Source organism: Paraburkholderia monticola, from assembly GCF_001580545.1.
Lineage (GTDB): Bacteria > Pseudomonadota > Gammaproteobacteria > Burkholderiales > Burkholderiaceae > Paraburkholderia > Paraburkholderia monticola.
Genome location: NZ_LRBG01000004.1, coordinates 594,838 through 619,283 on the forward strand (window position 1 = coordinate 594,838; position 24,446 = coordinate 619,283).

The window sequence follows — 24,446 nt, forward strand, 5'->3', positions numbered from 1 at the left end:
CCGTTGTCGAACTGGCATCGACCTTGCAAAATAAAGCGCGTGGCCGCCACGGCCCGACAATAAAGCAAGGAGACAACGATGTCCGATTTCCCTTCCCGGTATTTCTGAATTCGTCGTCTTGCAGCGGCCCGCTAGCGTGCGCCCGCGCGACGACGTTTCGTTCGCGTGTCGCGCACTGCGGGTCATCAGCTCACCCCCTCGCAGGAACCATCGTGAAGAAACCTATCCATAAAGTGCTGTATGTCCAGGTGATCGTGGCGATCATCATCGGCATCCTACTCGGGCATTTCTACCCGAACCTCGCCATCGACATGAAGCCGCTCGGCGACGGCTTCATCAAGCTGATCAAGATGGTGATCGGGCCGATCATCTTCTGCACGGTCGTGACGGGCATCGCCGGCATGGAGGACATGAAGAAGGTCGGACGCGTCGGCGGCAAGGCGCTGTTGTACTTCGAAATCGTCTCGACCTTCGCGCTCGTGCTCGGCCTCGCCGCCACGCACCTGCTGCGGCCCGGCGCCGGCTTCAACGTCGACCCGGCCTCGCTGGACAGCCGCGCGGTCGCGTCGTACGCCGAGAAGGCGCACGGCCAGTCGACCGTCGACTTCTTCATGCACATCATTCCGGACACGCTCTCGTCGGCGTTCGCGCAGGGCGAGATCCTGCAGATCCTGCTGATCGCACTGCTGTTCGGCGCCGTGCTCGCGACGGCCGGCGAGAGGGGCAAGCCGGTGATGAACTTGATCGAAGGGATCTCGCACGTCCTGTTCGGCATGGTTCGCATCATCACGAAGCTCGCGCCGATCGGTGCGTTCGGCGCGATGGCCTTCACGATCGGCAAGTACGGCATCGGCTCGCTGCTGCCGATGCTCAAGCTGGTCGGCACGTTCTATCTGACCTCGATCGTGTTCGTGGTGTTCGTGCTCGGCGCCATCGCGAAGATGGTCGGCTTCAACATCCTGCGCTTCGTCGCGTACATCAAGGAGGAGATGCTGATCGTGCTCGGTACGAGCTCGTCCGAAGCCGCGCTGCCGCAGCTGATGCTGAAGCTCGAAAAGCTCGGCTGCTCGCGCTCGGTGGTGGGCCTCGTGGTGCCGACCGGCTACTCGTTCAACCTCGACGGCACCAACATCTACATGACGATGGCGGTGCTGTTCATCGCCCAGGCGACCAACACCGACCTCACGTGGGGTCAGCAGCTGACGCTGCTTGCGGTGACGATGCTGACCTCGAAGGGCGCGAGCGGCGTGACCGGCGCGGGCTTCATCACGCTCGCGGCGACGCTCGCCGTGGTGCCGACGATCCCGCTGTCGGGCATGGTGCTGATCCTTGGCATCGACCGCTTCATGAGCGAGTGCCGCGCGCTGACCAACATCGTCGGCAATGGTGTCGCGACGGTCGTCGTGTCGGCCTGGGAGAAGGAACTCGACCGCAAGAAGCTGAACGAGGTGTTGCGCGGCGATGTGGAAGTCAAAGAGCCGGCCGGCGTTTGAGCCGCGCCACGCCAACCCTGTCGTGACCAGCGCGGACGCTTGCCTATGAAACCGGCGTCCGCGCGCCCCGGCGAAAGCGGCGGCGAAACCCGCGGCCCTGCTCGCCACCCGTCTGGCGGCGAGCCCTTGCCGCCCTATGCCACAATGTCCGATCCCCATCGATCGGACCTTGCCAACGTGACCCGCCGCCTGCTGATCCTGTTCGCGCTCGCAGCCGGGCTCGTGGCGGCATGTTGGCTGACCTACAGCCTCGCATGGAGAAGCGGCGTCGACACGCTGCGGCGCAACGCCGCCGTGCGGGCCGAGCGCACCGCGAGCGTGCTCAAGAGCACGCTCGAGCGCTACGAATCGCTGCCTTATCTGCTCGCCGAGCATCCGATCGTGCAGGACGTGTTGATCGATCCGAATCCCGCCAACGTCGAGCGCGCGAATCTCTATCTCGAAGACCTGAACCGCCATGCGCGCGCGACGGTCACCTACATCATTTCCGTCGATGGCTACTGCGTCGCCGCCAGCAACTGGGGCGGACCGGGCAGCTTCGTCGGCGCGGGCTATCAGTTCCGGCCGTATTTCGTCGATGCGGTGAACGGCGGCGTCGGCCGCTTTTTCGGCATCGGCACGATTTCACAGGCGCCCGGCTACTACATCTCGCAGCCGGTGCGGCGCGACGGCAAGATCGTCGGCGTGGCCGTCGTCAAGCTCGATCTCGAATGGTTCCAGGGCGTCGATGCGGCCGAGCCGCTCGTCGTCACCGACGATCACGGTGTGATCTTCCTGTCGTCGGTACCGGCCTGGAAGTACCACACGATCCGGCCGCTGCCCGGCCAGATCGCCAACTCGATTTACCAGGCGCGCCAGTACGCGCAGCAGCCGATCGCGCCGCTACCCGTGACGGTCGAGCGCACGCTCGAAGGCAATGCGCAGATCCTGCGCGTCGGCGGCGGGCGCTCCGCGCCGCGCTACCTCGCGTCGCGGCGCGGCATGGGCGAGCCGGACTGGCATCTGATCACGATGTCGCCGGTCGATCCAGTCGATGCCGACGCGCGCAAGGCGACCATCGTCACCGGCTTCGGCTATGTGTCGGTGGTGCTGCTCGCGTTCTACTGGCGCATGCGGCGCGCGCGCGTGCGCGAAATGATCCGCAGCCGCGCGCTGCTGCAAAAGGCCTATGCCGAGCTGAACGAGCGCGTCGCCGAGCGCACCGCGGATCTATCCGAGGCGAACGAGCAGTTGCAACGGGAAGTCGCCGAGCGCACGCGCGCCGAGCAGGAGCTGCGCGCCGCGCACGACGAGCTGATCCAGGCGAGCAAGTTGGCCGCGCTCGGCCAGATGGCGGCCGGCATCACGCATGAGTTGAACCAGCCGCTCGCCGCGCTGCGCAGTTTCTCGGACAACACCCGGGTGCTGCTCGAACGCGGCGATCAGGCATCGGCGCGCGAGAATCTCGAAGCGATCGCGGCGCTCACCGAGCGCATGGGCAAGATCACGAACCAGCTGAAGCTGTTCGTCGGCCGCGCGCGGCCGCGCAGCGCGCGCGCGCCGATCGTGCGGGCGTTGCGCAACGTCGTCGCTTTGCTGCAAAAGCGTTTGCAGGGCGTCGAGCTCGAATTCGTGCTGCTCGATGTCGCTGCGAATGCCGGGGCCGCCGATGCACGAGGCGCCGTGCGCGCACCGCTGAATCTCGCCGACGATCACCCGGAGCTGGTCGCGAATTGCGACGATCTGCGGCTCGAACAGGTGTTGATCAACCTGCTCGGCAACGCGCTCGACGCCACCGCTGGCTTGAGCCCGCCGCGCATCACCGTCGAGATCGAGGCCAGCGACGCGACCCTGTCGATCGCAGTCGGCGACAACGGCCCCGGCATTCCCGACGACGTGCTGCCGCGCCTCTTCGAACCGTTCTTCACGACGAAGGAAATGGGGCAGGGGCTCGGCCTTGGCCTCGCGATTTCCTCGTCGATCGCGCGCGATTGCGGCGGCTCGCTGGTCGCGCGCAACGCACCGGATGGCGGTGCATCATTCGTGTTGACGCTGCGTCGCGCGCGCGTGCTGACGAGCCCCTCGCACGATCCGCTGACCGCGGGCTCCTGATTTCACAACGAAGCATCACCCGGAACACGCAATGAACGACGGCCTGCAGGTGCTGTATATCGAAGACGACGAACTGGTCCGGCGCGCGAGTGTGCAGAGCTTGCAACTGGCTGGCTTCGACGTGATCGGCCACCCTTCGGTCGAGGCGGCGGCGAAGCTGATCAGCGCGGACTTTTCCGGCGTGATCGTCAGCGATATCCGCTTGCCCGGCGCGAGCGGCCTCGATCTGCTCGCGCAGTGCCACGAGCGCGCGCCCGACGTGCCGGTGATTCTGGTCACCGGCCACGGCGATATTTCGATGGCCGTGCAGGCGATGCGCGACGGCGCCTACGACTTCATCGAAAAGCCGTTCGCGTCCGAGCGGCTGATCGAAACGGTGCGGCGCGCGCTGGAGCGCCGCAAGCTCGTGCTCGAAAACCTCGCGCTGCGACGGGAGCTGGCGGGGCAGAACGCGGTCGCGCCGCGCATCATCGGCCGCAGTCCCGCGATCGAGCAGGTGCGGCGCCTGATCGCCAACGTCGCGCCGACCGATGCATCGGTGCTGATCAACGGCGACACCGGCGCGGGCAAGGAACTGATCGCGCGCAGCCTGCACGAGCTGTCGCCGCGACGCGACAAGCCGTTCATCGCAGTGAACTGCGGCGCGCTGCCCGAGCCGATGTTCGAGTCGGAGATGTTCGGCTACGAGCCGGGCGCGTTCACCGGCGCGGCCAAACGGCGGATCGGCAAGCTCGAACATGCATCGGGCGGCACGCTGTTTCTCGACGAGATCGAGAGCATGCCGCTCGCGCTGCAGGTCAAGCTATTGCGCGTGCTGCAGGATGGCGTGCTGGAGCGGCTCGGCTCGAATCAGCCGATTCGCGTCAATTGCCGCGTGGTCGCGGCGGCGAAGGGCGACATGGCCGAGCACGTCGCCGATGGCTCGTTCCGGCGCGATCTGCTGTATCGGCTCAACGTGGTGACGATCGCGCTGCCGCCGTTGGGCGAGCGTCGCGAGGACATCGTGCCGCTGTTCGAGCATTTCCTGCTCGATGCAGCCGTGCGTTATCAGCGGCCCGCGCCGATGCTCACCGATCGCCAGCGTGCGAACCTGATGCAGCGCGACTGGCCGGGCAACGTGCGCGAGCTGCGCAATGCGGCCGACCGCTTCGTGCTCGGCATCGCCGACGAACCCGCACTGTCTTTCGACGACGACGGCGGTGCCGCACACCCGCTGAAGGAGCGTGTCGAGCAGTTCGAGCGCGCGATGATCGCCGAGGCATTGGAACAGGCGGGCGGCGTGGTCGCGGTCGCGGCGGACCGGCTGCAGCTCGGCAAGGCGACGCTGTACGAGAAGATCAAGCGATATGGCCTGGCGGCCAAAGGGGAAGGGGAGCGGTGAGGAGTGGTGGCGCCGGCGGCGGGAGATCGCGCCGGCGCGGTTGGACCTGCTAGACCGGGCTCATGCCGCGTTGCCCTTGAGCGCCTTCGCGAGCAACTGGTCGAGTTCCGCGAACTGCGGCTCGCCGACGTAGCGCTTCAGGATCTTGCCGTCTTTATCGATGACGAAGGTGGTCGGCGTGAGCTGCACGTTGCCGAACTGCTTGGCGGCCGAGCCGTCGTCCATGGCGACCTTGAACGGCAGCTGACGCGTTTGCGTGTAGTTGGTCACGTACATCGGCGCGTCGTAGTTCATCGCCACCGCGACGAATTCGAGGCCCTGGCCCTTGAAGCGGTTATAGGTCTCGACCATCTGCGGCATTTCCTTCATGCAGGTGTCGCAGTTGGTTGCCCAGAAGTTGACGAGATAAACCTTGCCTTTCAGGTCCGCGGTGGTGAGCTTCTGCCCTGACAGCAGCGTGAAGGTCGCATCGGGCACGCGTTGCTGGCCGGCGAACGCGAAGTAACCGGCGACGGCGAGCGCAACGGCCACGGCCACCGCGATCAGATAGCGAAGCGGGTTCGTGCGCCGGGCGGCGCTCGGTGAATTGGAACTCATGAACGGAACCTCGTGAGTCGCGCGCGGCGCGGAACAATGGGTCTGGATGGTGGCCGTCGGGCCGGTGCTGCATAGCTTGACTATTGTAGACCCAATGGGGCTGCTGCGCCGAAATGGCGGGATGTCGTCGCTGCGCACCGGCCCGGCAGCCGATCAGCGGATAATGGCGCTTTATGCTCCGCGAGTCCGATCTTTCGTCCCATGCTCCGCACTGTTCTCAGCATCCGCCGTTTTATTGCCCAGGTTTTGTGCCGTTTTCCGTCGATCAGCTATGTGCCCGCCCGCCGTGTGAGCGTATTCCTGCCGGTGCCCCTCTTCCGTCGTGCCTCTCCGCTTGCCGGTCGCGCTAGAACCCTGGCCGGCACGGCAGCGGCTGCGCTCGTGTTCGGCGTTGCGCTCAGCGCCTGCTCGCCGACCTTCGACTGGCGCACCGTGATGAACAACGACAACGGCTACACGGTCGACTTCCCGGCCAAGCCGGGCAACGACCAGCGCGCGGTGCAGATCGGCGGCACCCCGATGCAGATGGCGATGCAGACCGCCGAAGCCGGCAATGCGGTCTTCGCGGTCGGCACCGTGATGCTGCCCGACGACAGCGACGCCACGCAGCGCGCCGCGCTCGAATTCCTCCGCGCGGGACTGGCGCGCAACGTCGGCGCGGCACCCGAGGCGCACGCGGTGCAGATCCCGCTGGCAGCGGGCGGCAAGACACCCGGCCTCGAGATGATGGTGAGCGGCGCGGCGGGCGCCAATCATGAGTCGCGCACTGTGTACGCGCGGCTCGTCGCGCGCGGTCGACACGTGTATCAGGCGGCGATCGTCGCCGATCAACCGCTGCCGCAAGATCAGGTGGACCAGTTTTTTTCGTCATTCCAGCTGTACTGACAACGGCATTTTTGGCCGATCGGGGGCGCTTCAGAGTGTCTCGGGCAGTGAAAGTTCCTTCGCAGGTTTGTGCGCTAATTATCGGTTTACGTTGAGATTTCCGAGTTATACGCACAGCCTGTGGATAACTCTGTTGAGAAGTCGGCCTCAATGGCCGCGAAAGCCCATCAGACGGGCCTTTCGTTAGAATGCGCGTGCGCGGGCCGTTTTAAAAAAGTCAATGAAATCAAGGCGCTTTTGAGGCGCTCGTGTGTGCGCCTTTCAGTTGTATCAAAATCTGTCAGCTGCTCGAACATGTGTATAAGTCAAGTCTTGACAGTCGTTTTTTCTCGTCATATCGAGCCAAAAGCGCGTCGGTATTGAATCGCCTCGGCGACCTGCGCGGCGCTCGGCATCGCCGCGCCTGCCAGGTCGGCGATGGTGCGCGCGACCTTCAAAACCCGGTAGTACGCCCGCGCCGACCAGCCGAAGCGCTCGCCGGCTTCGCGCAGCAGCGCCTCGCCCGCCGCGTCCGGGCGACACACCTCGTCGACTTCGCGTCCGTCCAGCTCACGGTTGGTCTTGCCTTGCCGGGTCAGTTGCCGCTCGCGCGCGGCGCTTACGCGTTGGGCGATCGTCGCGCTGGCTTCGCCGGTCGTGGCGGCGCGGGTGGCGAGCTCGGCGGCGCTGAGCGCCGGAATCTCAAGCTGGATGTCGATGCGATCGAGCAGCGGTCCCGACAATTTGCGCAGGTAGCGCGCGGCCACTTCCGGTGTGCAGCGGCAGCGCCCGCCCGGATCGCCGCGCCATCCGCACGGGCACGGGTTCATTGCGGCGATCAGTTGGCAGGCGGCGGGGAAATCCGCTTGCCAGGCGGCGCGCGAGATCGTGATGCGGCCGGCTTCGAGCGGCTCGCGCAGCGTTTCGAGCACCACGCGATCAAACTCGGGAAGTTCGTCCAGAAATAGCACCCCCAGATGCGCGAGCGTGATTTCGCCGGGCTGCGGCGGATTGCGTCCGCCGACCAGCGCGGCCGCGCTCGACGAATGGTGCGGCGCCCGAAACGGCCGCTGCCGCCACTGCGACGGCTTGAAACCGATCCGGCTCGCTGACAGCAACGCTGCGGAGGCGAGCGCTTCGTCGTCGGTCATGGGCGGCAGCAGGCCGGGTAGGCGTGCCGCGAGCATCGACTTGCCGGCACCGGGTGGTCCGATCAGCAAGATGTGATGGCCGCCGGCCGCGGCGACTTCGAGGGCACGCCGGGCAGCGCGCTGGCCGATCACGTCGGCCATGTCCGGCGCCGCGGTGGCGGCATGCTCGCGGAGTTCGGGGGTGGCGACAGGACTCAGGCGCGCGTCGGGCGACCCCGCGAGATGCGCGCATAGTGATGGCAGATCGGCGGCGCCGAACACGTCGACGCCGGGCACGAGCGCCGCTTCCGCCGCACTTGCGGCTGGCAGGTAAAGCTGTGAGGTGGTGTCGGGATCAGTAGCGCCGGCGCTCGAAAGACCGCCGCGCGCGGTGCCACATGCCATCGCGAACGCGCCGCGCATTGGCCGCAGCGCGCCGGTCAGCGACAGCTCGCCGGCAAACTCGCGATCGAGCAGCGATTCGGCTGGAATCTGCCCGCTGGCGGCGAGGATGCCGAGCGCGATCGGCAGATCGAAACGCCCCGATTCTTTCGGCAGGTCGGCCGGCGCGAGATTGACCGTCACCGACTATGTCGCCTCGAAACTGAGCTAGATAGGCGTACCCTATGGTTACGCGTACATAGGAGACCTCTGGTCAGATCACTATGAGTAAAGCGACGAGTGGGAAAACTTTAGTTTTCATGTGTCGAGACGCCATGTTCGGGCGGGAGTATTTTCGGGAGCTGTCAGTGTCTCTCGCGGACCTAGGCAATATTAGGCTGAACTCCTGGATTTATGATGTTCTTACTTCATATAGCCAGGCGTCGACTCTTAATCCCTGCCGAAGTCCCGAAACGCGATCCTTTCTTCGAAGTGTACGAGTGTGCTTGGAGAGACCTGCAACGAGGAAGTATTTGACGCGCACCTCGGAACAAATAGGGCGCAATGATTTTGTGAAATTTTGCGATGCCTTAGAGGATGCTCTTCAACAAAATGCAGAGTCATCATGGGACGAGTCCTACCTCTATTCTCAATCTGCCATGTTCAGAAGGTGGGCGCTAAAGCCACTGCTCGGCATTTCAGCCGATGCGGCGACATGGGCCCGGGGAAAGTTCAAAACGAGATTCAACCCAAGACCTCCCTCGCGCCGCACTTTGAGTGAGGGCCCTGCTGAAACCGCAGACGGTCACTTAAAGAATCCTCTTGGTGCGATGCCTCACGCGAATCTTGCTCAACTTCGTGAGCGGGATATCGAACGGCTACTCTCGGACATCCAGAAAGTGCAAGACGGATTTTTCTTGGAACTCCGATACTGGCGCGGCGTGCGCGAGCGACTTCTCGACATTGCCCGACGCAAGCCGAGCGTTAGGGAAAACGAATTAGCAAAAGCCTATCTGGACGGTCGTTTGCAATTAAGAGGCGAAATCGATGAGTTTAAGGCGTGCGATTCGGCTGGACTTTTCTCTGCAATCGTACGTTTTGCAAATAAAAAGAACTTTGCGCGAAATCCTACCCGTCAGTCCAAGAGTGCGATATCGACCGGTATGCAATCACGAATTCCCGATGTTTTGCAGATTTCTTCTGAAAAGATGAAGGGGGTTTTGCCGAGGCACGTATGTTTTTTAACGAGAAATTCGCTGACGCGAGAGCTGATATGTGCTTTTTATATCTTATTGATTCACACGCGATTCAATGTCGGAACGTTACGGGATTTGCGTCGAGAACATATTAAATTTGAAAATGGCATATATACGATAAGTGGCTATAAATCGCGATCGGACCAGCCGACGCCGATCGTTGATATTACCGCGGAAAGCTTGGCTGCGTTCGAATCTATGCAGTTGGTACTTTGGAATCACGATCAAATGACGCGCTTTGGCCAAATAGAAAAAAACGAAAATCGCCTTTGGTTTACATGGAATCACAGCGGGAGGCAAAAATGCTTACATCACCCGTTAAGCAACATCGACAAGATCAAAGCAATTCTTCTGAAACAAATGGACGTCCCCTGGTTCAGCGACGAACAGATACGCGTTCACATGCTTACGTTGGACCAACTGTCGGGAAAAGCAGACATCAGAGTCGTCCGGGATACGGCGGGGCATGCGAGCGAAAATACTACGGCTGCGTATTTTCGGAACCTTCCGACGGCACGCCGTCTATCGTCAATAAATCTGGAATTTCAAAGAAGAATCGACTCAACCATTAAATTCCAAATCGCCAAGGAACGGAACACGTTTTCCGATAAGTTCGATCCTCAATATGTCGACGAGGGACTGATGTTTCCTATTGGTGATGGTACCAGTTGTGCGTCTCCTTTCGATCCTCCAGACCGGGCATGGATCGAAGACGGGTTTTGCAACGGTAAAAATTGCCACAAAGGACAAGGCTGTCCCAACAACAAGATCGTTATCAATAAGAGCCGGGTCATCGAAGTTTGGGCTACAGCTAAATATTATGCGTCAAACTGGAAGGCGCTTCTTCAGAAAAACGAGGAAGGATTTTTGACGATGCACGGCCCCGCGATGATTTTCAACTTGATACTTAAAGACTACATTAGATCAAGTTCGCAGTGGGATTTGGTGAAGAAAATCGTCGAGGACTATGATGAATAAAGCAAACAAAACGCCTTTTGTTGCCCTCACAGACAATCGGAAAAAGTATTCGACCACAGCAATAAATATGGCCATTCGGGCGCAAGGCGATTTGTCGCTGACGAAAGATTGGGTGCTTAGATTGAGAAGACCAGAAGCGCGTCCCGAGGAAAGCCAGTATTTTGAAAGAGATTTCAAGAAGACGTTCCTGCCGCCGAATGGCCTTTACTCCATACCTGTTTCGCTATCGGATCGAGGTGACCTCGTCGCAGCGATAGTGCTTGGGATCGATGCGTTTGTCGCGCGGGTGTCCGATAGCGTTACCCGAACTCGGCGCGCGGCCGTGCACCTCAATACGATAATCAATTTTTTTGAGGCGATGTGGCTCCGCGACATAACGTCGATAGACGCGATGAGCTACGAAAATTTCGACGAGATTATCAGACAAGTTGCGAGTGGAGGATGGCCTCTCGCTTTACGTTTGAAAGTGCGGCTAATCGCGGCCCATGTGAAAGCGGCGGACTGCAAAGGTGTATTCGCTGGTAGAAATTTGAGGGCGTTGTTATCCACAAACTATAGGACGGTTGCCGCCTTCGCTCTTCGTACATTCGAAGCTGAAAATGACACTGACGAACGAAAAAGGCATGATCATCCGAACGATGATCGCGACACCGACTCGGAGGATTCATCCGAAGTCAAGGCCCTCTTCTCCCGAAGCATGTTTACTTCGATATGTCAGGCGGCCAACTTTCTTTATGATGCTGGCTCTCGATACGGCCTATCATTTTGCCCGTTTCCAGAAAGTAACAAATTGGCCCAACAACTGGGTATAGCGGGGGGGAGGACCTCAAATCTCGAAATAGGATTCGTAGGAAGGCTTTGCCGTATTTCGATGATATGGTTGTATGAAAGGGGCCCCGCACTTCTCGCACTCTTCCAACGATTGACATTGTGTATAGAGGAAAATACGGGGCCGTCGCCCAAGACTGTTGGAAAGCGGCTTTACGAGACATTCCTTGATTGTGCTGAACGAGAAGAATTGGAAGCATTGCTTCCATTTCCCCTCGTCAACTTGGATTTCACTCACGGTGCGCATAGAGATTACTCGTTGCGACGCGCATTGACATGTTTCATGGCATCATGTTTTGTGCTGATCACCTTTATGAATGCCCGCCGAAGAGGGGAGGTAATTCACAAAAAAGTGGGACTGATGCGTGGCGCGCTTCAAGTGCACAGCGAAAAGATGAAGATATACGAGGTGGCGTTTTACATTCTAAAAACATATAAGAAGAAAATACCATTTTATGTCAATGAGACGACCTGCTTGGCCATAAGAAGCCTCGAGGTGATCCAAACGTGTTACAGCCGCATTGATACTGCGTTGGGTCATTCTGATGCTTTGACGTCGCTAGAAGACATACCTCTATTTTCATATAGGAGATTCAGTGTTGCAGAATGCGTAGGAGCAACCCTAAAATTTTTTGGTTTTAGTGATTACGCAAGGGATCAAGACAACCCAACTAACATAATTATTGAAGCGGGCGGGGATCGTGGTCTCATGTTCACAGATACCCACGTTTTCCGTCGTATGTACTGCTTGGTCGCTTTTTACCGATATGAAAACAGAGATATTATGGCGATTAGCTGGCAGATATGTCATATGGATCTTAAATCGGTACGCACTTATCTCACAGACCCGATGTCAAGAAAAGATGTCGAGACGATATATGCAAAAATGCCGACCGAAGCTGAGGACCGACGTCGGGCATTTATCGCCGAGGATGCGGATCTCGAGAGGGAGATGACTCGCGTTGGCAATCTAAAAATGGCCGAAGAGATTGATGAAATTATCTCTGGTGAGAAATATACCGGCGGGTTTGCTAAATATATTCGAAAGATTCATGCGCGATTTTCAAAGGTGGTCTCCTTCGAAACGGATAATCTCGTTGAGTCGGTCTACCATGCGATTAAACGACGGGGCCATTTCCCGCGGCCATACTCCCATGGGGAGTGTATGCTCGGATCTGTTGGCAACAGAAAAGCAGCGCGTTGCTACTCAATGGCGGACGACCGTCACCATTTCGAGGATGCGAGTCCGTCCAAATGTGGTGGCTGTCGATTTCACCTCACGAAGGTTGCTTACGTCGAAAACTTGCGGCTTGAGGCGTCGGCTCTCAGGCGCGAAATAGAAGAAGGTGGGCTGGATGGATTTGCGCTTGCTCGTAAGAAACGTGATCTGAAGGCGCTTGAGACTTCGATTGCGTCGCTCTGCGAACGACTGGAGATAGAAAATGAAGGGTGAGCAAAGCCTTATCAGTCGGCGCAAAGGGAAAAAGCCTGCCTCCGCATATGCCTCGGAAGATGCAGCCCGGCTCAATATCCAGCGCAAGGCCCAGCTGTTGGAGGAAGTTATTGATTGCGCGCATAAGAGCGCAGACGACGCCGTGCGTGTGGCTTTATTCCTGAGGAATGCACCGAGGTCACATTTTCCTCGCTCGTTGAGGCAGTTTCATCTTTGGATCGACACGGACCCGTTGAAAGCTGTCATCAAGCATCCGATCCCGGAGATCAGGAGGATTGGGAATGGCACGCTATCCCGAAACGCGGAGTTGCGGGTACGTGTCGAGCAGGCTCTCTCGGCAGTGCGCACTTTGGAAAATAATCAAGATGAAGCATCCGGGGTGGATCGACCAGCGAAATTGACCCGGGAACTGAAAGCGGCGAAAAGCCAAATTGATGTCCTAGAGCGCGAGCTTCTTTCGATGAGGCAGAAGATCAGGCTGGTCGAGAAAGATCGCGACGACACCAAAAGATTGTATGAAAACTTGAAGCGCAAATACCGTGAAGAACTTGAGGACGCGCTTGCAGGGAAGACGTACCGCGGTGGTGCCACGGTAACTCGAATACGTGGGGGCGAGGATGGCCACTGAATTGGATGAGCTCCAAACAAAAGTTTCGCTAAAGGAAATCAACGGGCGAACTTATGCCGTCGTCTATGACGCTGGTCTTGACGCGGTCGTATGGGAGATTGTCGAATACACCATGTTTCTGGCCGATGAGCTGATGCAGCAGCGCTCCGCGATTGAAGCTGCCGTTCTCGCAGTTGCAGCATATCGGAACTTCCTCGTTAAACAAGCGCTGACTGATAACCTCAAGCCGTCGAAGCGTGGCGCACTCCCCCGTTACGAATTCTACGAATCTTCGGACGATCTTTTGAAGCGGTTTCGCGATGCCGAATACGCGCGGGTCATTTCGAGGTCAAGCTCGAATCACGAAAGCCACGCGGCAAAGCGAACGGTCAACGCGAAGCTGGTCCAGATTTATCATTTTCTTAACTGGTATCAATACGAATATGGGTGGAACTTCCTGGGGGACGTATCAAGGGCGGTAACGAGCAGTCTGAAACGCGCAAACGTTCGACATCGAAAACACGGCGCCAGTGGGGCCTACGACCGATTTCCGGCGCTCGAGAGGCGCGTCGGACATGGGGCGAGGCGAGGAAGGGGGTATGAGGCGAGCGCGGACGATATTGACAAGCTGAAAGACTATTTTTTCTCGAATTTCACGAGCTATGTTGCTGTTAGAAATATCCTGATGATGGACATTGGTGACAGTTTGGGGTGGCGTCGCGGGACGATAAATTCGCTGCAATGTCATCAATTCACGCCCGAAGCACTGGAAAAGATGACGGCCAGAGGGTTAGCGTGTGTTCCGGACCGGCAGAAGAATGGATATAAAGATTCGTTCTATGTGTCTCCAGATCTGGCGACGAGAATTAGCGCATTTATCCACGACACAAGGCAGAAGTTGATAGACCATGCATCCTTGGCGGAAAGCAAAATAGATGATGCAGTGTTCGTTTCAGCTAGGGACGGACGCGCGCTATCAGACAAGGCGATTTCCAAGATATTTGGCCGAGCGTTCGTGGCGATTGGCGCCCCGAAGCGAGCCGGCATGCATAGCTTTCGGCGAAAGTTCGCCAATGACAGCATCGCTGCGGAGACCCGCGCGAGGCTGGCAATGGGACTGGATACCAGTCCTGAGTCTGTCGCAGCAGCGGTCTCCATGGATCTCGGGCAGAAGAATCCGGAGTCGATCGTTCCATACGTAAGCGCCAATCAGACTCGTCTCGTCAGTCGCAATCGAAAACCCTAAGAGAGAGCTAGGCCGCCTCACTTTGTCGCCGAAGATCATGCCGGACCGCGGGGTCCAGTCTTCGTCCATGCGCCGGGTTGCAAGCGCCTTTCATCGACACCTGATAGTTATGAACTATCATCGGCAAATGAACCCGAAAAATCGAATTCTTTCCCACATCAGCCAAGGCCCCACGCGTGCAGGCATGGTGACCGCCGTGCGCGACCAAGGCACGAAACAGGTCGCCAGTGCGGGAGCCAACGCCGTCGATCTTCTGGCGGCCGCTCGCGCGCGTGGACGACGCTGGGCCGTCGAGGAATAGGAGAGCACCGATAACCTCGAGCTGCGCGAGGCCCGCGACTACGTAGAGAGTACCGAACAGACGATCAACGAGCGATGGAAAAACGGCGAACTGTTTGGACTGCTGCCCTCGGGAAAGGGACGTGGATTTCGCTATTCGAAGTGGCAATTCACCGCCGACCCGCGGCGGTTGGCAACTGTGCTGCGTCAGTTCGCAGACGCGCAGGTGAACGCTTGCGACTCGACTGGGGAGCACGACGGGTGAATTAACGCGTGAAATCCTGCTCGCAAGAAATGATTTCCGTCAGGGTATCGCCTACGAGCGCTTGCTGAAGATTTTATGCTGGCTTCGCCTGTGAAGTTTTGGTACACGATAGCCGGTCGTTATACGTGTTTTTACTTTGGACATGGCATTCGGTCCAGCCCAATACTAGTCCTGTCTTGTATATCGACCGCTGCAAGATGGAAGCGGGGCTCTAATGGAGGATCACAATGAGCACGGTTTTTTTGAGCTACGCAAGGCAGGACCATTTCTTTGCCGAATTGCTCGAGATCAAACTTGCAGAGGCGAAGATCGTCTTATGGCGCGACCAAGGGATCCTTCGTGCTGGAGCCGATTGGCGAGATGGAATCGAACGAGGGATCTCAGCCTGTACCGCTGTTCTTGTCACGCTAAGCGGCCATTCGACGCAGTCTTCGTACGTCACATACGAATGGGCGTATGCAATGGGAAAGGGCAAGCCGGTGATACCCTTGAAGCTGGCGGAATGCACGATGCACCCAAGGCTTGAATCCATTCAGTATCTTGACTTTGTTGTTCCTGGGGCATCACCCTGGATATCACTTGTCGAACGAATCCGGCAGATAGAATCTGAACCTCAGCAAAGTGATGGCGAGGCGGAAACGTTGCTCAGTTCGTCAAGCGATGAAGATGAGAGCACCGCCAAGGCAATACTTGCGTATCTGAATGAGCGCGGATACCAAATGGCGAGCTTTGAAAGGTTGCGACGGCAAATTGAGCAGAAGATGACGGACGAGGAATTTGAAAAATTCATTCAGAGGAACTCTCGAATCTTTCGCCCCGCAACGCTTCGCGAAAACAGGCGTGGGGTTGCCAAGCGTATTCCCTAATAGATGCCCCATCTGTTGCCCGCAATCGTCCGCGTCAGCCGATGAGATTTTCTCTGCATCTTGCACCGCCCAAATCACCTTCATTGCGAACATGTTGGTGTGCCGGACGCTGCCGAATCGATCCGCTTCATACGAAGAGCTATCTGGCGTTCAAATTTAAGGGGCCATGCTTTCCAAACACGCAACGGGATAGCTCTCGAAGTGAAATACATTGCGAAATCAAAATCGTTATCGCATTCACAGTCAATGTAAGTTCTTAGCGCACTTTGCAAGCTCGAATGTGCGTCTTTGCTGTATTCGATGATCAGAATGAGCCTGTCGGCAGGTAAAAGCCTTAACGCCTCCGAAAGCTCCCAGCGAATGGCGTCAGAGGATGCCGTTATATCGATCACAGCTAAGTCGCAAGTTCGTAGGAATCTGGTTACTTCTGTATGCCAATCTCCACGAGCAACCAAGTGTTCTTCGACGTCGGTTAAGAATCTGGAGTGCATCGCTCCGAGTATGTCTGCAGCGGCTTTTTGCGTTGGATTTCTTAGTGCGACAAGACGACCATAGCAACCGATAACGGGAAATATTTTCTTGTAGAGCGAAGCGTGACTCTCTTGATAAAAGCTTCGAAGTAGCAGAATTCTGCACGCTTTTCGCGCTCTAACCTTTGAAAGGGTCGCGAACCAAAAAACGGCGATCGACCCCAATGCAACTCCCCAACTGCTAAGAAATGCAACTCCCCAACTGCTACGATGCAGTGGACTTTTCGGCCAACCTAGATGGTCGAGAAGTTGAACAATTGCCAACGAAGAGCCGATCAATACCACGTGACGCCAACTCCAGACGCAAGAGCTAACAAATGCCCAGCGAGTATAGGGCTGCGCAAGCTTGCGTCGAGGTTGCGCATCTAACGACGGCCCTGCAATCATTATTCATAATTGTCCCCATTTTTGCCACTATCCAGCCCCATCCCACATACTGAATGATGAAATCGGGTAGCGCTCGCCAGCCTACGCCTATCGATTTACAGTCGAAGCGACTTGCAGTTGATCTTTTGCGCACCACTATCGTGCTATGGGGAGCGCATAGTGCCAGAAATCGTTGGCGCCGCCACGACACTCTGGATTTGCCTAATAGGCAAGCGTGTCGCCCGAGACAAATATTCTTGTATTTTTGGTGAAAATCGCCGAAATGCATGCAGAGAGTAGCCGATCATTGTCCTTCGTTGTGTTTTGTGATGGTCGGCGTACATACATGGCACGAAGTCTGCTGAAAATCGATCGGGTGGGATCGTCCCTTGCTTGGAGGTTCGAGCAGGGTCTTGAGGGCTACGGAAATGTGCAAAGAGTTCGTTCGTTTTGCCAATCCTGACGCGAAAGACGAAGTGCATCATTTCGGTCCTGGACATATGATCTTTGCACTGAACTGCCCGAGGGGACCTGTCGATACGCTGTACGTCTGGGGTTTGGACGACGACAAAAAAATATCGGAAATCGAGGCCAAGGCTGCGCGCTGCGTAAAAAGCCTATGTCTCCCCGGAGGGAACCAGCCATGAATACAGGCAATTCGAAGTACCGCGATGCACTAGAACGTGGAAAGCGCGAAAGCCTTCATTACGCGACGGAAGTACACGTCGACGGCCGAAGCGTGGTTTTAAGTTTGGTTTCGGGGCAACAAGTAACGTTTCCGGTTGACTTGGCGCCGAAACTCAGCGATGCACCGCAGAGCACAATCGAGTCAGCTACGCTGGTTTTTGGCGGAGCGGGGTTGCAGTTTGGACAGGCGGAAGATATGACGTTTTATGTGCCCTCGCTGGTGCGCGGCAACTACGGCGCGAAAGCATAGTTCTGGCTCCGTCTTGATGTAGGAGCTTTTGCTTGGGGGGAATCTCCTAGCGATCGGTGGCTTGCCAGTGAAGACCTGGTGCCTGAACGTGACTTGAGCGACTATCGATGCGTTCAAAAGAAGGCTGCGTTGCGCTTATCGTCGCATGTTACGTTTTGGCATTGCTCGTGTGGCTTTTTGTCGCCGTCCTTTACTTCTTACACCGCCCCGGCACGGATTGGAACGTCGTTTCTGCGATTGCCAGCGCGGCGGGCGCCCTTGCGACAGCGGTTGCTGCGCTAGCCACGGCGGCAGGAGCCTTCGGGGCATTCAGAGCGGTCAGTGTCGCTCTTGCAGAGGCGAGGACTCAAGAACGCCTACGACTCGAATTGGAAAAGCGTCGGGCTCATCTCATAGCAGTAACACTGGCTCCTCTGCTCTCGCAAATGCTAGTTGACGCGTTAGCCCTGCGTGGAGAACTGCCCACCGCACAAGCTAACCTTTCCACTCCGTCGGGTACCAGAAACAGGACCTATGAGAGGCAGTTGAGAATTCTGATCTCAGCTTTGACGTCGAGAGTTGCTCCAAGTGACATTGCTGACCTTGCCGCGGTCTCACCGGCTTGCGCGGACAGCCTTGCCAAGGCAGTGAGTGTGACTCGTATTTTGGAGAATGAGATTGTTCTCAAATGCCTCAATTTCATGGATCAACGTCACCGATCCGGTGAGCGTTTCAAGCCGTATCAGAAGCGGTGGTTCCGCTTAGCTGAGGAATTGTCTGTTTCCGTCAGGGAGGCAGAGACGGAGTGCCGGCGCATTCTCTTGAAGCAGACACTCAAAAATCCCGCTCAGACTCAGACGAAGTGAAGTGGCGACCGCGATGTGCCAATGCATATGCATGAGTGTGATTGGTTCGCGTAACTTTTTCTTCTCACGGACTGCACTTCCACCTGCATTACCGGCGCCTTCACTCTCGGGAGTTTCGGCCGGTGTGTGATCCGACGCACATCTTCCCCCAGTTCTGTTTCGCTTTCAGCCTGCTCGGCGCATGTTTGTTGCTAACCGTAACCGACCCGGTATCCTATCCTACTTGAGAGCGTACTCTTTGCGCTGCGGTTTCAGTGAGTGCGTTCAATCAGTTATCCGATCTTTATAGTGTCGATCGATGAGGTGTCCCGTGCCCCAAGCCCCATCCGTGTTTGACATCAAAATCGATAAGAAGCCTCCGTACAAACTGCTCGCGCTCGACGGTGGCGGCATCCGCGGGCTCATCACAATAGAGGTTCTCGCGGCAATCGAAGCACTGCTCAAGCAATCTCATCGCCTAGGCGAGACTCTCGTGCTTGCCGATTATTTCGACTATGTCGCAGGCACTAGCACTGGCGCGGTGATCGCCACTTGCGTCGCGCTCGGTATGCGGGTGGACGAGATCCGCGCGATGTACGTTGAGAGCGCCGAACTGATGTTCGACAAGGCCTCGCTCCTGGACCGGCTGCGCTACAAGTACGAGGACGAACCGCTCGCCAGAAAGTTGCGAACGGTGCTTGCCCTTCAGACCGGCGAAGCGGAGCCGACGCTCGGTTCCTCCGGGCTGAAAACACTTCTAATGATGGTGCTGCGCAACGCGAGCACCGATTCGCCATGGCCGCTCTCGAACAACCCACGAGCGACGTACAACTGCCCACTCGACCGGCCGGGCTGCAACCTGCACTTTCCGCTATGGCAGGTCGTGCGTGGCAGCACCGCCGCGCCGACCTATTTCCCGCCCGAGCAGATTCTCGTGGGCGAACGACAGTTCGTGTTCGTAGATGGCGGCATCACACCGTACAACAACCCGGCTTTCCAGTTATTCCTGATGGCGACCGCCGAGCCTTATCAGTTGTGCTGGAAGACGAAGCGCCCGGAGGACATGCTTATCGTATCGATCGGAACCGGCACGAGCCCGCAGGCCAACGGCCGTCTCGATCCGGACGACATGAACCTGCTGTTCAACGCGACGACGTTGCCTTCTGCCCTGATGTTTGCTGCGCTCAACGAGCAGGATCTGCTGTGCCGGATGTTCGGCAAATGCCTGACCGGCGACATTCTCGACCGCGAGGTGGACACCATGGTGTTCGGGTCGGGCGCGCATGGCAGCGGCGGTCCCGTCGATCCGAAGCTCTTCACATATCTGCGCTACAACGTGGACTTGACGCAATCCGGCCTCAGTGCGCTCGGGCTCGGGGACATCGATCCGCGCGACGTGCAGAAGCTCGATTCGGTGGAGCACAAAGACGCGCTCCAGGAAATCGGCGCACGGCTTGCCGCGCGGTGCGTGAAACCCGCGCACTTCGACGGCTTTATCGAGGGGCGCTGAGGTGGGACATCACGTGTTCGTCGCGATGCCTTATGGCACGAAGGAAGGCCTAGATTTCAATGTCATTTACAACGATCTGATCCGGCCTGCGCTCAAGAACGACGGCTTCACGGTGTTTCGCGCGGACGAGGAAATGCGCGCCGGCGACATCCGCCGCGACATGTTTCAGGAACTACTCATTGCCGATATCGTCGTCGCCGATCTCACGATCAACAATCCGAACGTCTGGTACGAGCTCGGTGTGCGGCACGCATTGCGCAAGCGCGGCGTAATACTCGTCAGTGCGCGTGAAGGCGCGATGCCGTTCGACAACGCGTCAAACCGTACGCTGCGCTACCGCGTGAAGAACGGCGTGCCCGATCCCGAATTCGTCGAGCATGACCGCGCGCGGCTCGCGGAGATGGCCCGTGAGACGGTGAAGGCGTGGTACGGCCGCATCGTGAGTCCAGTGTACGAGTTGCTGCCCTACCTAGAGGAGCCTAATTGGAAGACGCTCGCAGTTGGCGGCGCGGGGGAATTCTGGAGCAAGCAGCGAGCGTGGACGGATCGGGTCTCCGTCGCGCGCCGCAAGCAATGTCCCGGCGACATCCTGGTGCTCGCCGAAGAGGCACCCATTCAGGGGCTGAGACTGGAGGCGTACCGAGTCGCCGCCCGAGCGTTGCGTCAGGTTGAGCAATTCGAGTTCGCGCTGGAACAGATCGAGCACGCGCTGGAGATCGCGCCGGACGACATCATAAGCCGCCAGGAAAAAGGCATGCTGCTCGGAAGGATCGGTCAGTTCGAGAATGCCAAGGAATGGCTCAAGTCGCTGGCGCAAGACCATCCCACCGATGCTGAGACCTGCGGGCTGCTCGGCCGCGTCGAGAAGGACGAATGGGTCAACACGTGGAGGGCCAGCCCGATGAACGCGGACGAGCGGCGTGTCGCAGCGCGCGAAAACATCGGCCTGCTGCGCGAGGCGCTGGACGCCTACGGCGCTGGATTCCGCAACGATGCCACAAGCTATTACTGCGGCATTAACGCGGTTACGCTGCTGCATCTACACCGTCACCTGTTGACAAATGAGAAGGACGAGGATACCGCTGCACGCGAGAAGATGGAAGGCGGTGTGATGTGGGCGGCTATCTCCGCGATCTCGAAGGAAACGCCACAGCGAAGGGATTACTGGGCACGCGTGACGCTCGCAGAGCTCGCGACGCTGTGCGAGGATCCGAAGGCCGTCGACGATTCGTACAAGTACGCGCTAGCCGTGGCCGACAAGGATTGGTTTTCGCTCAATTCGACGATCCAGCAACTGACGTTGCTCGCTCAACTGGGATTCAGGCCGGATTCGGTCGATGCGGCGATGAACACTGTCGAGCGGGCGATAAGAAAGCTAGTGCCGCCTTTCGTTCCGCGCCGGGTGTTTTTGTTCACCGGTCACATGATTGACGCACCGGACCGCCCGACCGAACGCTTTCCCGAAGACATGACTGACTTCGCGAAAGCGGCGATCGAAAGGGCGCTCGACATGTTCGGCGCGCAGGAGGGCGATCTCGCTCTCTGCGAAGGCGCGTGCGGGGGGGACCTACTATTTGCGCGTGCCGCGCTCGATCGAAAGTTGCACCTTCAATTGCGTCTGCCTTTCGACGAGCCGACCTTTCTGCGAAAGTCTGTGAGCTTCGCTGGCCCGAAATGGCGAGATCGCTATTTCGACGTGAAGGCGCAAAGTGCGGAGACGCGCGTGCTGATCATGCCAGCGGAACTCGGACCGACGCCCGAAGGGCACAGCGATTTCGAGCGCGCGAATCTCTGGCAGTTATACAGCGCGCTCGCCTGGGGACCGCAGAAGGTTCGCGTAATTGCGCTATGGAACGGCGAGGCGAGCGGCAAGTGCGGCGGCACGGACCACATGATCAGGGCCGTAGAGGCGCGCGCAGGACAGGTCGAAATCATCGACACGAAGAGGCTTCTGCGGGAGCTTCGGTCGCAGCGGGAAGCTGCAGGACGAAGTTCTGGCGCAGAAGGGTGACGGCTTCGGGTTTTCTCCTCGAGGCGATCGCGCGAACCCTCAGGCTAAGTGCCCAGAAACAAATTTCTGATTAGGCCAAATTCCAGTGTGAAAGGAACCGGAAGCCTATCGCTATGCTTTAGTTGACGCGTACGCTTTCTATACACGTAAAGCCACTATACGGGCGGCCCGCCTATATGCATGGCGCCTATGGCATCTTGCCTACCCTGCTGGCGCTGGTGTGACTTCAGATCACACGAACGAATCCCCGGCAAAAGTTAAGATTATCGAAAGACTAGCTGCACCAGCAAGTCACGCCAGCTTGGTTGCGCCTGCAACGATGCACCCTAATGAAGGCTACAGGCGGCCCGCCGTTGGGAAGGGGCCGGGTATCAGTAGCGGTGCGGGAGGCCCAGCTAGGGGTATTCCGTGGGCCATTTGGGGTTTTCCTTGTTTTTGGCCTCGACCCTCCCTCCGCCAGCTTTCCGAAAAAATCGGAGTTTCCAAACGTTAATGCAAGGGGGCCGTTTGTCAAATCACCAGCTTGTCACCCGATGGACTAGGAAAGACTTTTGAATCCCGCTCTAACCCAAACCGTCGCACCCGCAACTGCCCACAACAGCAGGACCGGCAACGCACCGAATAAAACCATCATGTCTATCTTGGGGACCAGCACCGCCACCGCCAAGCCCTGCTGATGATCTATGCCCCACCGCCAGAAAAAGGTATCGCACTCGCCTAGATACGCGTTAAAGGCCGGACAGCCAGTGGCTTGCTTGGTGTATGCCTGATAGATCAGGATTCCGATGGCGAGTAACACCCATGTGATGCTGATCACGATCAGTAGCCGTGTTATTCCTTTTGACATATCGCCTCCCCCGCATTGATCCCGCGCGAGTCTACCGCAATCCTTTACTGCTGCTGTGTTATCTGGCCCACCTCAGCGCCACCCGCAATTGCAATTGATTGCAATCGGCAGGGTCTGACATTTACCTTGCAGCGCTGTTGACAGCGGAGCATCCCCCGTAGGACATTGCCCGCTGTTCCGGGGGCATAGATGAACGAAAAACTAGGCATTACAACGGCTGTAGGGCTGTTCGGGTTGTTGGTCGCAACGATTTACCTGATCACCTACTGGGGTTCCTTCAGCTTCGATATCTTTCAGTTTGCGGGATTGACAGACTTCGCAAAGCTAGCGATACAGCCACTTGCAGTGGCGATGCTGGGGTTTGTTTTGGGGATGACCATAACGGCGGTGTTAGTTCCCGCTGAAAGGCTGTCGCGGGTGCAGCCATTACGGTGGCCGCCGCCGACGACACTGAGAATCATCCCGGCAGTTTCTGTTCTTGGCATCATTCTGGTTCAAACCCTCGTTCATGCCCAATGGCGGTGGCCGGTAACGGCGGTGCTGTTGTGCCCCGCAGCTTCCATGATGTCGTTTCATCCTGGAGTGCACCGGCTGATGCCGGGTTATTTGCTTCGCATGAATTCTGTGCTGGTGCTTTTGCTACTTCCGGTATTCGCTGCGGCGATTGGTTCCCTACACGCCAAGATGGTCAAAGATGGCACGACAACACTGATAGTGGATAACACGGGAGTCGCCGCCAACCTGAAATCGACACCCGAGCATCCACTTACCTACGTGGGTTTCGTCAGCGATACCTTTGTCATCTATGAAACTGCAACCGGTAACCTGATCCTGCTGAAGCAATCGGACACTGCGCCTTTGGTATTGAAGCCAAATCCGAAGGCCCACAGCAGCCTTCGCTTAAGCGATCTACTCGAATAATCCGAAGCGAACAACACATGACACCCAGCAAACCCGATCCCGCCAACGATAGCGAACTGAACGTAATCAATGCTGCGCTCCAGCATGCCCAAGCCGGTATCGAGTGTGCGCGCAAGGCTATCTGCGAGTTGCGCCCCTCTGATGAGTATGTGAAGGCACTGGATGCATTGGAAGCGGCTAGGGTTACGCTGGAGCGAGTCAGTCAGAACACCTAGCCCCCGCCCGATTGCAATCAATTGCAACAGGATGGGGGAAGACCGGGCGGCTAGTCCACCACATTCCAGAAACGGGCTTCGCTGAACACGGCAAAGCAGCGAGTCTCACCCACTACTTGTGAAACCTCACCCTGTATCGTCTTTCCAAGGGCGGATTCACTGCTACCGGTTTCCTCTGCATGGGCGGATAGGGTGATGGAGGTAGCAAGGCTGGCCACCCCCGTAGAGGCTTCGCCGGCGTATGCGCTGGGTAACCGGGTGGAGTCTGCCAGTGCCTGACTATTTTCTGTAGCTACCGCCGCCAGTACGATATGGGTGGTGAGGCTGGCGGTGCTGGTAGTGGATTGGGAAGCGCTCGCATAAAGCGTAGTCATGGCTACTCCCCCGGATTGCAATCAATTGCAATTGCCGCTTTCTCTGCGGCGGCCAGCTTCGCCTTCTGGCGCTGGTAGTAGGCCCGCCGTCTGGCGTTAAGGGCTTCGCGGTGCGTTTGCCGGTACGCCTTGAGGGCAGCCTTGCCAGCCTCACTTTGCGCATACTCCCGTTTGGCGATGGCCACGCATACACCGC

At 58.0% G+C, this 24,446-nt stretch carries 22 protein-coding genes; 16 read left to right on the forward strand and 6 right to left on the reverse strand.

Features of this window, described 5'->3' with window-relative positions; genetic code table 11:
• Positions 1–212: 212 nt before the first annotated feature.
• The 3 genes from CI15_RS07565 to CI15_RS07575 are packed head-to-tail and all read left to right on the forward strand — an operon-like array spanning position 213 to position 4,965.
• Positions 213–1,493 carry a dicarboxylate/amino acid:cation symporter gene (locus CI15_RS07565; RefSeq protein ID WP_062125736.1) on the forward strand — a complete coding sequence of 427 codons (1,281 nt, stop codon included), beginning with the start codon at positions 213–215 and terminating at the stop codon, positions 1,491–1,493.
• 45 nt (positions 1,494–1,538) lie between these two features.
• Positions 1,539–3,584: a sensor histidine kinase gene (locus CI15_RS07570; RefSeq protein ID WP_062125738.1), complete on the forward strand. Its 2,046-nt coding sequence runs from the start codon at positions 1,539–1,541 to the stop codon at positions 3,582–3,584.
• A 31-nt stretch (positions 3,585–3,615) separates the two neighbouring features.
• On the forward strand, positions 3,616–4,965 hold the full coding sequence (locus CI15_RS07575) for a sigma-54-dependent transcriptional regulator (RefSeq protein ID WP_062125740.1): 1,350 nt from the start codon (positions 3,616–3,618) through the stop codon (positions 4,963–4,965).
• A gap of 60 nt (positions 4,966–5,025) precedes the next feature.
• Here the strand turns inward: CI15_RS07575 and CI15_RS07580 are convergent, their stop codons facing one another.
• A complete protein-coding gene (locus CI15_RS07580) occupies positions 5,026–5,562 on the reverse strand; it encodes a peroxiredoxin family protein (RefSeq protein ID WP_062125742.1) in 537 nt (178 codons plus the stop codon).
• 201 nt (positions 5,563–5,763) lie between these two features.
• On the opposite strand from CI15_RS07580, the gene CI15_RS07585 reads away from it, so the two are divergent.
• Positions 5,764–6,447, forward strand: a complete 684-nt coding sequence (locus CI15_RS07585) for a hypothetical protein (RefSeq protein WP_062125744.1) — start codon at positions 5,764–5,766, stop codon at positions 6,445–6,447.
• Between the two features lie 332 nt (positions 6,448–6,779).
• Here the strand turns inward: CI15_RS07585 and CI15_RS07590 are convergent, their stop codons facing one another.
• Positions 6,780–8,141: a YifB family Mg chelatase-like AAA ATPase gene (locus tag CI15_RS07590; RefSeq protein WP_241495809.1), complete on the reverse strand. Its 1,362-nt coding sequence runs from the start codon at positions 8,139–8,141 to the stop codon at positions 6,780–6,782.
• Between the two features lie 329 nt (positions 8,142–8,470).
• Between CI15_RS07590 and CI15_RS36405 the strand changes: the two genes are divergently transcribed.
• From CI15_RS36405 to CI15_RS07615, 6 genes are all read left to right on the forward strand, one after another.
• Positions 8,471–10,171, forward strand: a complete 1,701-nt coding sequence (locus CI15_RS36405; RefSeq protein WP_153041067.1) for a site-specific integrase — start codon at positions 8,471–8,473, stop codon at positions 10,169–10,171.
• Complete coding sequence (locus CI15_RS36410) at positions 10,161–12,452, forward strand: hypothetical protein (RefSeq protein WP_153041068.1); 2,292 nt, start codon at positions 10,161–10,163, stop codon at positions 12,450–12,452. The genes CI15_RS36405 and CI15_RS36410 overlap by 11 nt, the downstream gene beginning before the upstream one ends.
• Entirely contained in the window at positions 12,442–13,080 is a 639-nt protein-coding gene (locus CI15_RS07605; RefSeq protein ID WP_062125750.1) for a hypothetical protein, read from the forward strand. The genes CI15_RS36410 and CI15_RS07605 overlap by 11 nt, the downstream gene beginning before the upstream one ends.
• Entirely contained in the window at positions 13,070–14,305 is a 1,236-nt protein-coding gene (locus CI15_RS07610) for a site-specific integrase (protein ID WP_062125752.1), read from the forward strand. Before CI15_RS07605 ends, CI15_RS07610 begins: the two co-directional genes overlap by 11 nt.
• Positions 14,306–14,414: 109 nt before the next feature.
• On the forward strand, positions 14,415–14,606 hold the full coding sequence (locus CI15_RS36415; RefSeq protein ID WP_153041069.1) for a hypothetical protein: 192 nt from the start codon (positions 14,415–14,417) through the stop codon (positions 14,604–14,606).
• 470 nt (positions 14,607–15,076) lie between these two features.
• On the forward strand, positions 15,077–15,715 hold the full coding sequence (locus CI15_RS07615; RefSeq protein ID WP_062125753.1) for a toll/interleukin-1 receptor domain-containing protein: 639 nt from the start codon (positions 15,077–15,079) through the stop codon (positions 15,713–15,715).
• Between the two features lie 80 nt (positions 15,716–15,795).
• Here the strand turns inward: CI15_RS07615 and CI15_RS36420 are convergent, their stop codons facing one another.
• On the reverse strand, positions 15,796–16,530 hold the full coding sequence (locus tag CI15_RS36420) for a hypothetical protein (RefSeq protein ID WP_153041070.1): 735 nt from the start codon (positions 16,528–16,530) through the stop codon (positions 15,796–15,798).
• Positions 16,531–17,254: 724 nt separating this feature from the next.
• On the opposite strand from CI15_RS36420, the gene CI15_RS36425 reads away from it, so the two are divergent.
• The 4 genes from CI15_RS36425 (at position 17,255) to CI15_RS07630 (ending at position 21,893) form a co-directional block, all read left to right on the forward strand.
• Positions 17,255–17,548, forward strand: coding sequence for a hypothetical protein (locus CI15_RS36425; RefSeq protein WP_153041071.1), 294 nt, complete (start codon positions 17,255–17,257; stop codon positions 17,546–17,548).
• 107 nt (positions 17,549–17,655) lie between these two features.
• Complete coding sequence (locus CI15_RS07620; protein WP_062125755.1) at positions 17,656–18,393, forward strand: hypothetical protein; 738 nt, start codon at positions 17,656–17,658, stop codon at positions 18,391–18,393.
• Between the two features lie 328 nt (positions 18,394–18,721).
• On the forward strand, positions 18,722–19,882 hold the full coding sequence (locus CI15_RS07625) for a patatin-like phospholipase family protein (protein WP_206597764.1): 1,161 nt from the start codon (positions 18,722–18,724) through the stop codon (positions 19,880–19,882).
• A gap of 13 nt (positions 19,883–19,895) precedes the next feature.
• The gene (locus tag CI15_RS07630; RefSeq protein ID WP_153041072.1) at positions 19,896–21,893 is read left to right on the forward strand and encodes a TRAFs-binding domain-containing protein; all 1,998 of its coding nucleotides are present in this window, start codon (positions 19,896–19,898) and stop codon (positions 21,891–21,893) included.
• A 538-nt stretch (positions 21,894–22,431) separates the two neighbouring features.
• Here the strand turns inward: CI15_RS07630 and CI15_RS07635 are convergent.
• A complete protein-coding gene (locus tag CI15_RS07635; protein WP_062125761.1) occupies positions 22,432–22,710 on the reverse strand; it encodes a hypothetical protein in 279 nt (92 codons plus the stop codon).
• Positions 22,711–22,929: 219 nt separating this feature from the next.
• On the opposite strand from CI15_RS07635, the gene CI15_RS07640 reads away from it, so the two are divergent.
• Both CI15_RS07640 and CI15_RS07645 read left to right on the forward strand, forming a co-directional pair.
• Positions 22,930–23,661: a hypothetical protein gene (locus tag CI15_RS07640; RefSeq protein ID WP_062125763.1), complete on the forward strand. Its 732-nt coding sequence runs from the start codon at positions 22,930–22,932 to the stop codon at positions 23,659–23,661.
• Positions 23,662–23,678: 17 nt separating this feature from the next.
• Complete coding sequence (locus CI15_RS07645; protein WP_062125764.1) at positions 23,679–23,876, forward strand: hypothetical protein; 198 nt, start codon at positions 23,679–23,681, stop codon at positions 23,874–23,876.
• A gap of 50 nt (positions 23,877–23,926) precedes the next feature.
• Here the strand turns inward: CI15_RS07645 and CI15_RS07650 are convergent, their stop codons facing one another.
• The gene (locus tag CI15_RS07650) at positions 23,927–24,250 is read right to left on the reverse strand and encodes a hypothetical protein (protein ID WP_062125767.1); all 324 of its coding nucleotides are present in this window, start codon (positions 24,248–24,250) and stop codon (positions 23,927–23,929) included.
• Between the two features lie 2 nt (positions 24,251–24,252).
• Complete coding sequence (locus CI15_RS07655) at positions 24,253–24,435, reverse strand: hypothetical protein (RefSeq protein ID WP_062125769.1); 183 nt, start codon at positions 24,433–24,435, stop codon at positions 24,253–24,255.
• Positions 24,436–24,446: the final 11 nt, after the last annotated feature.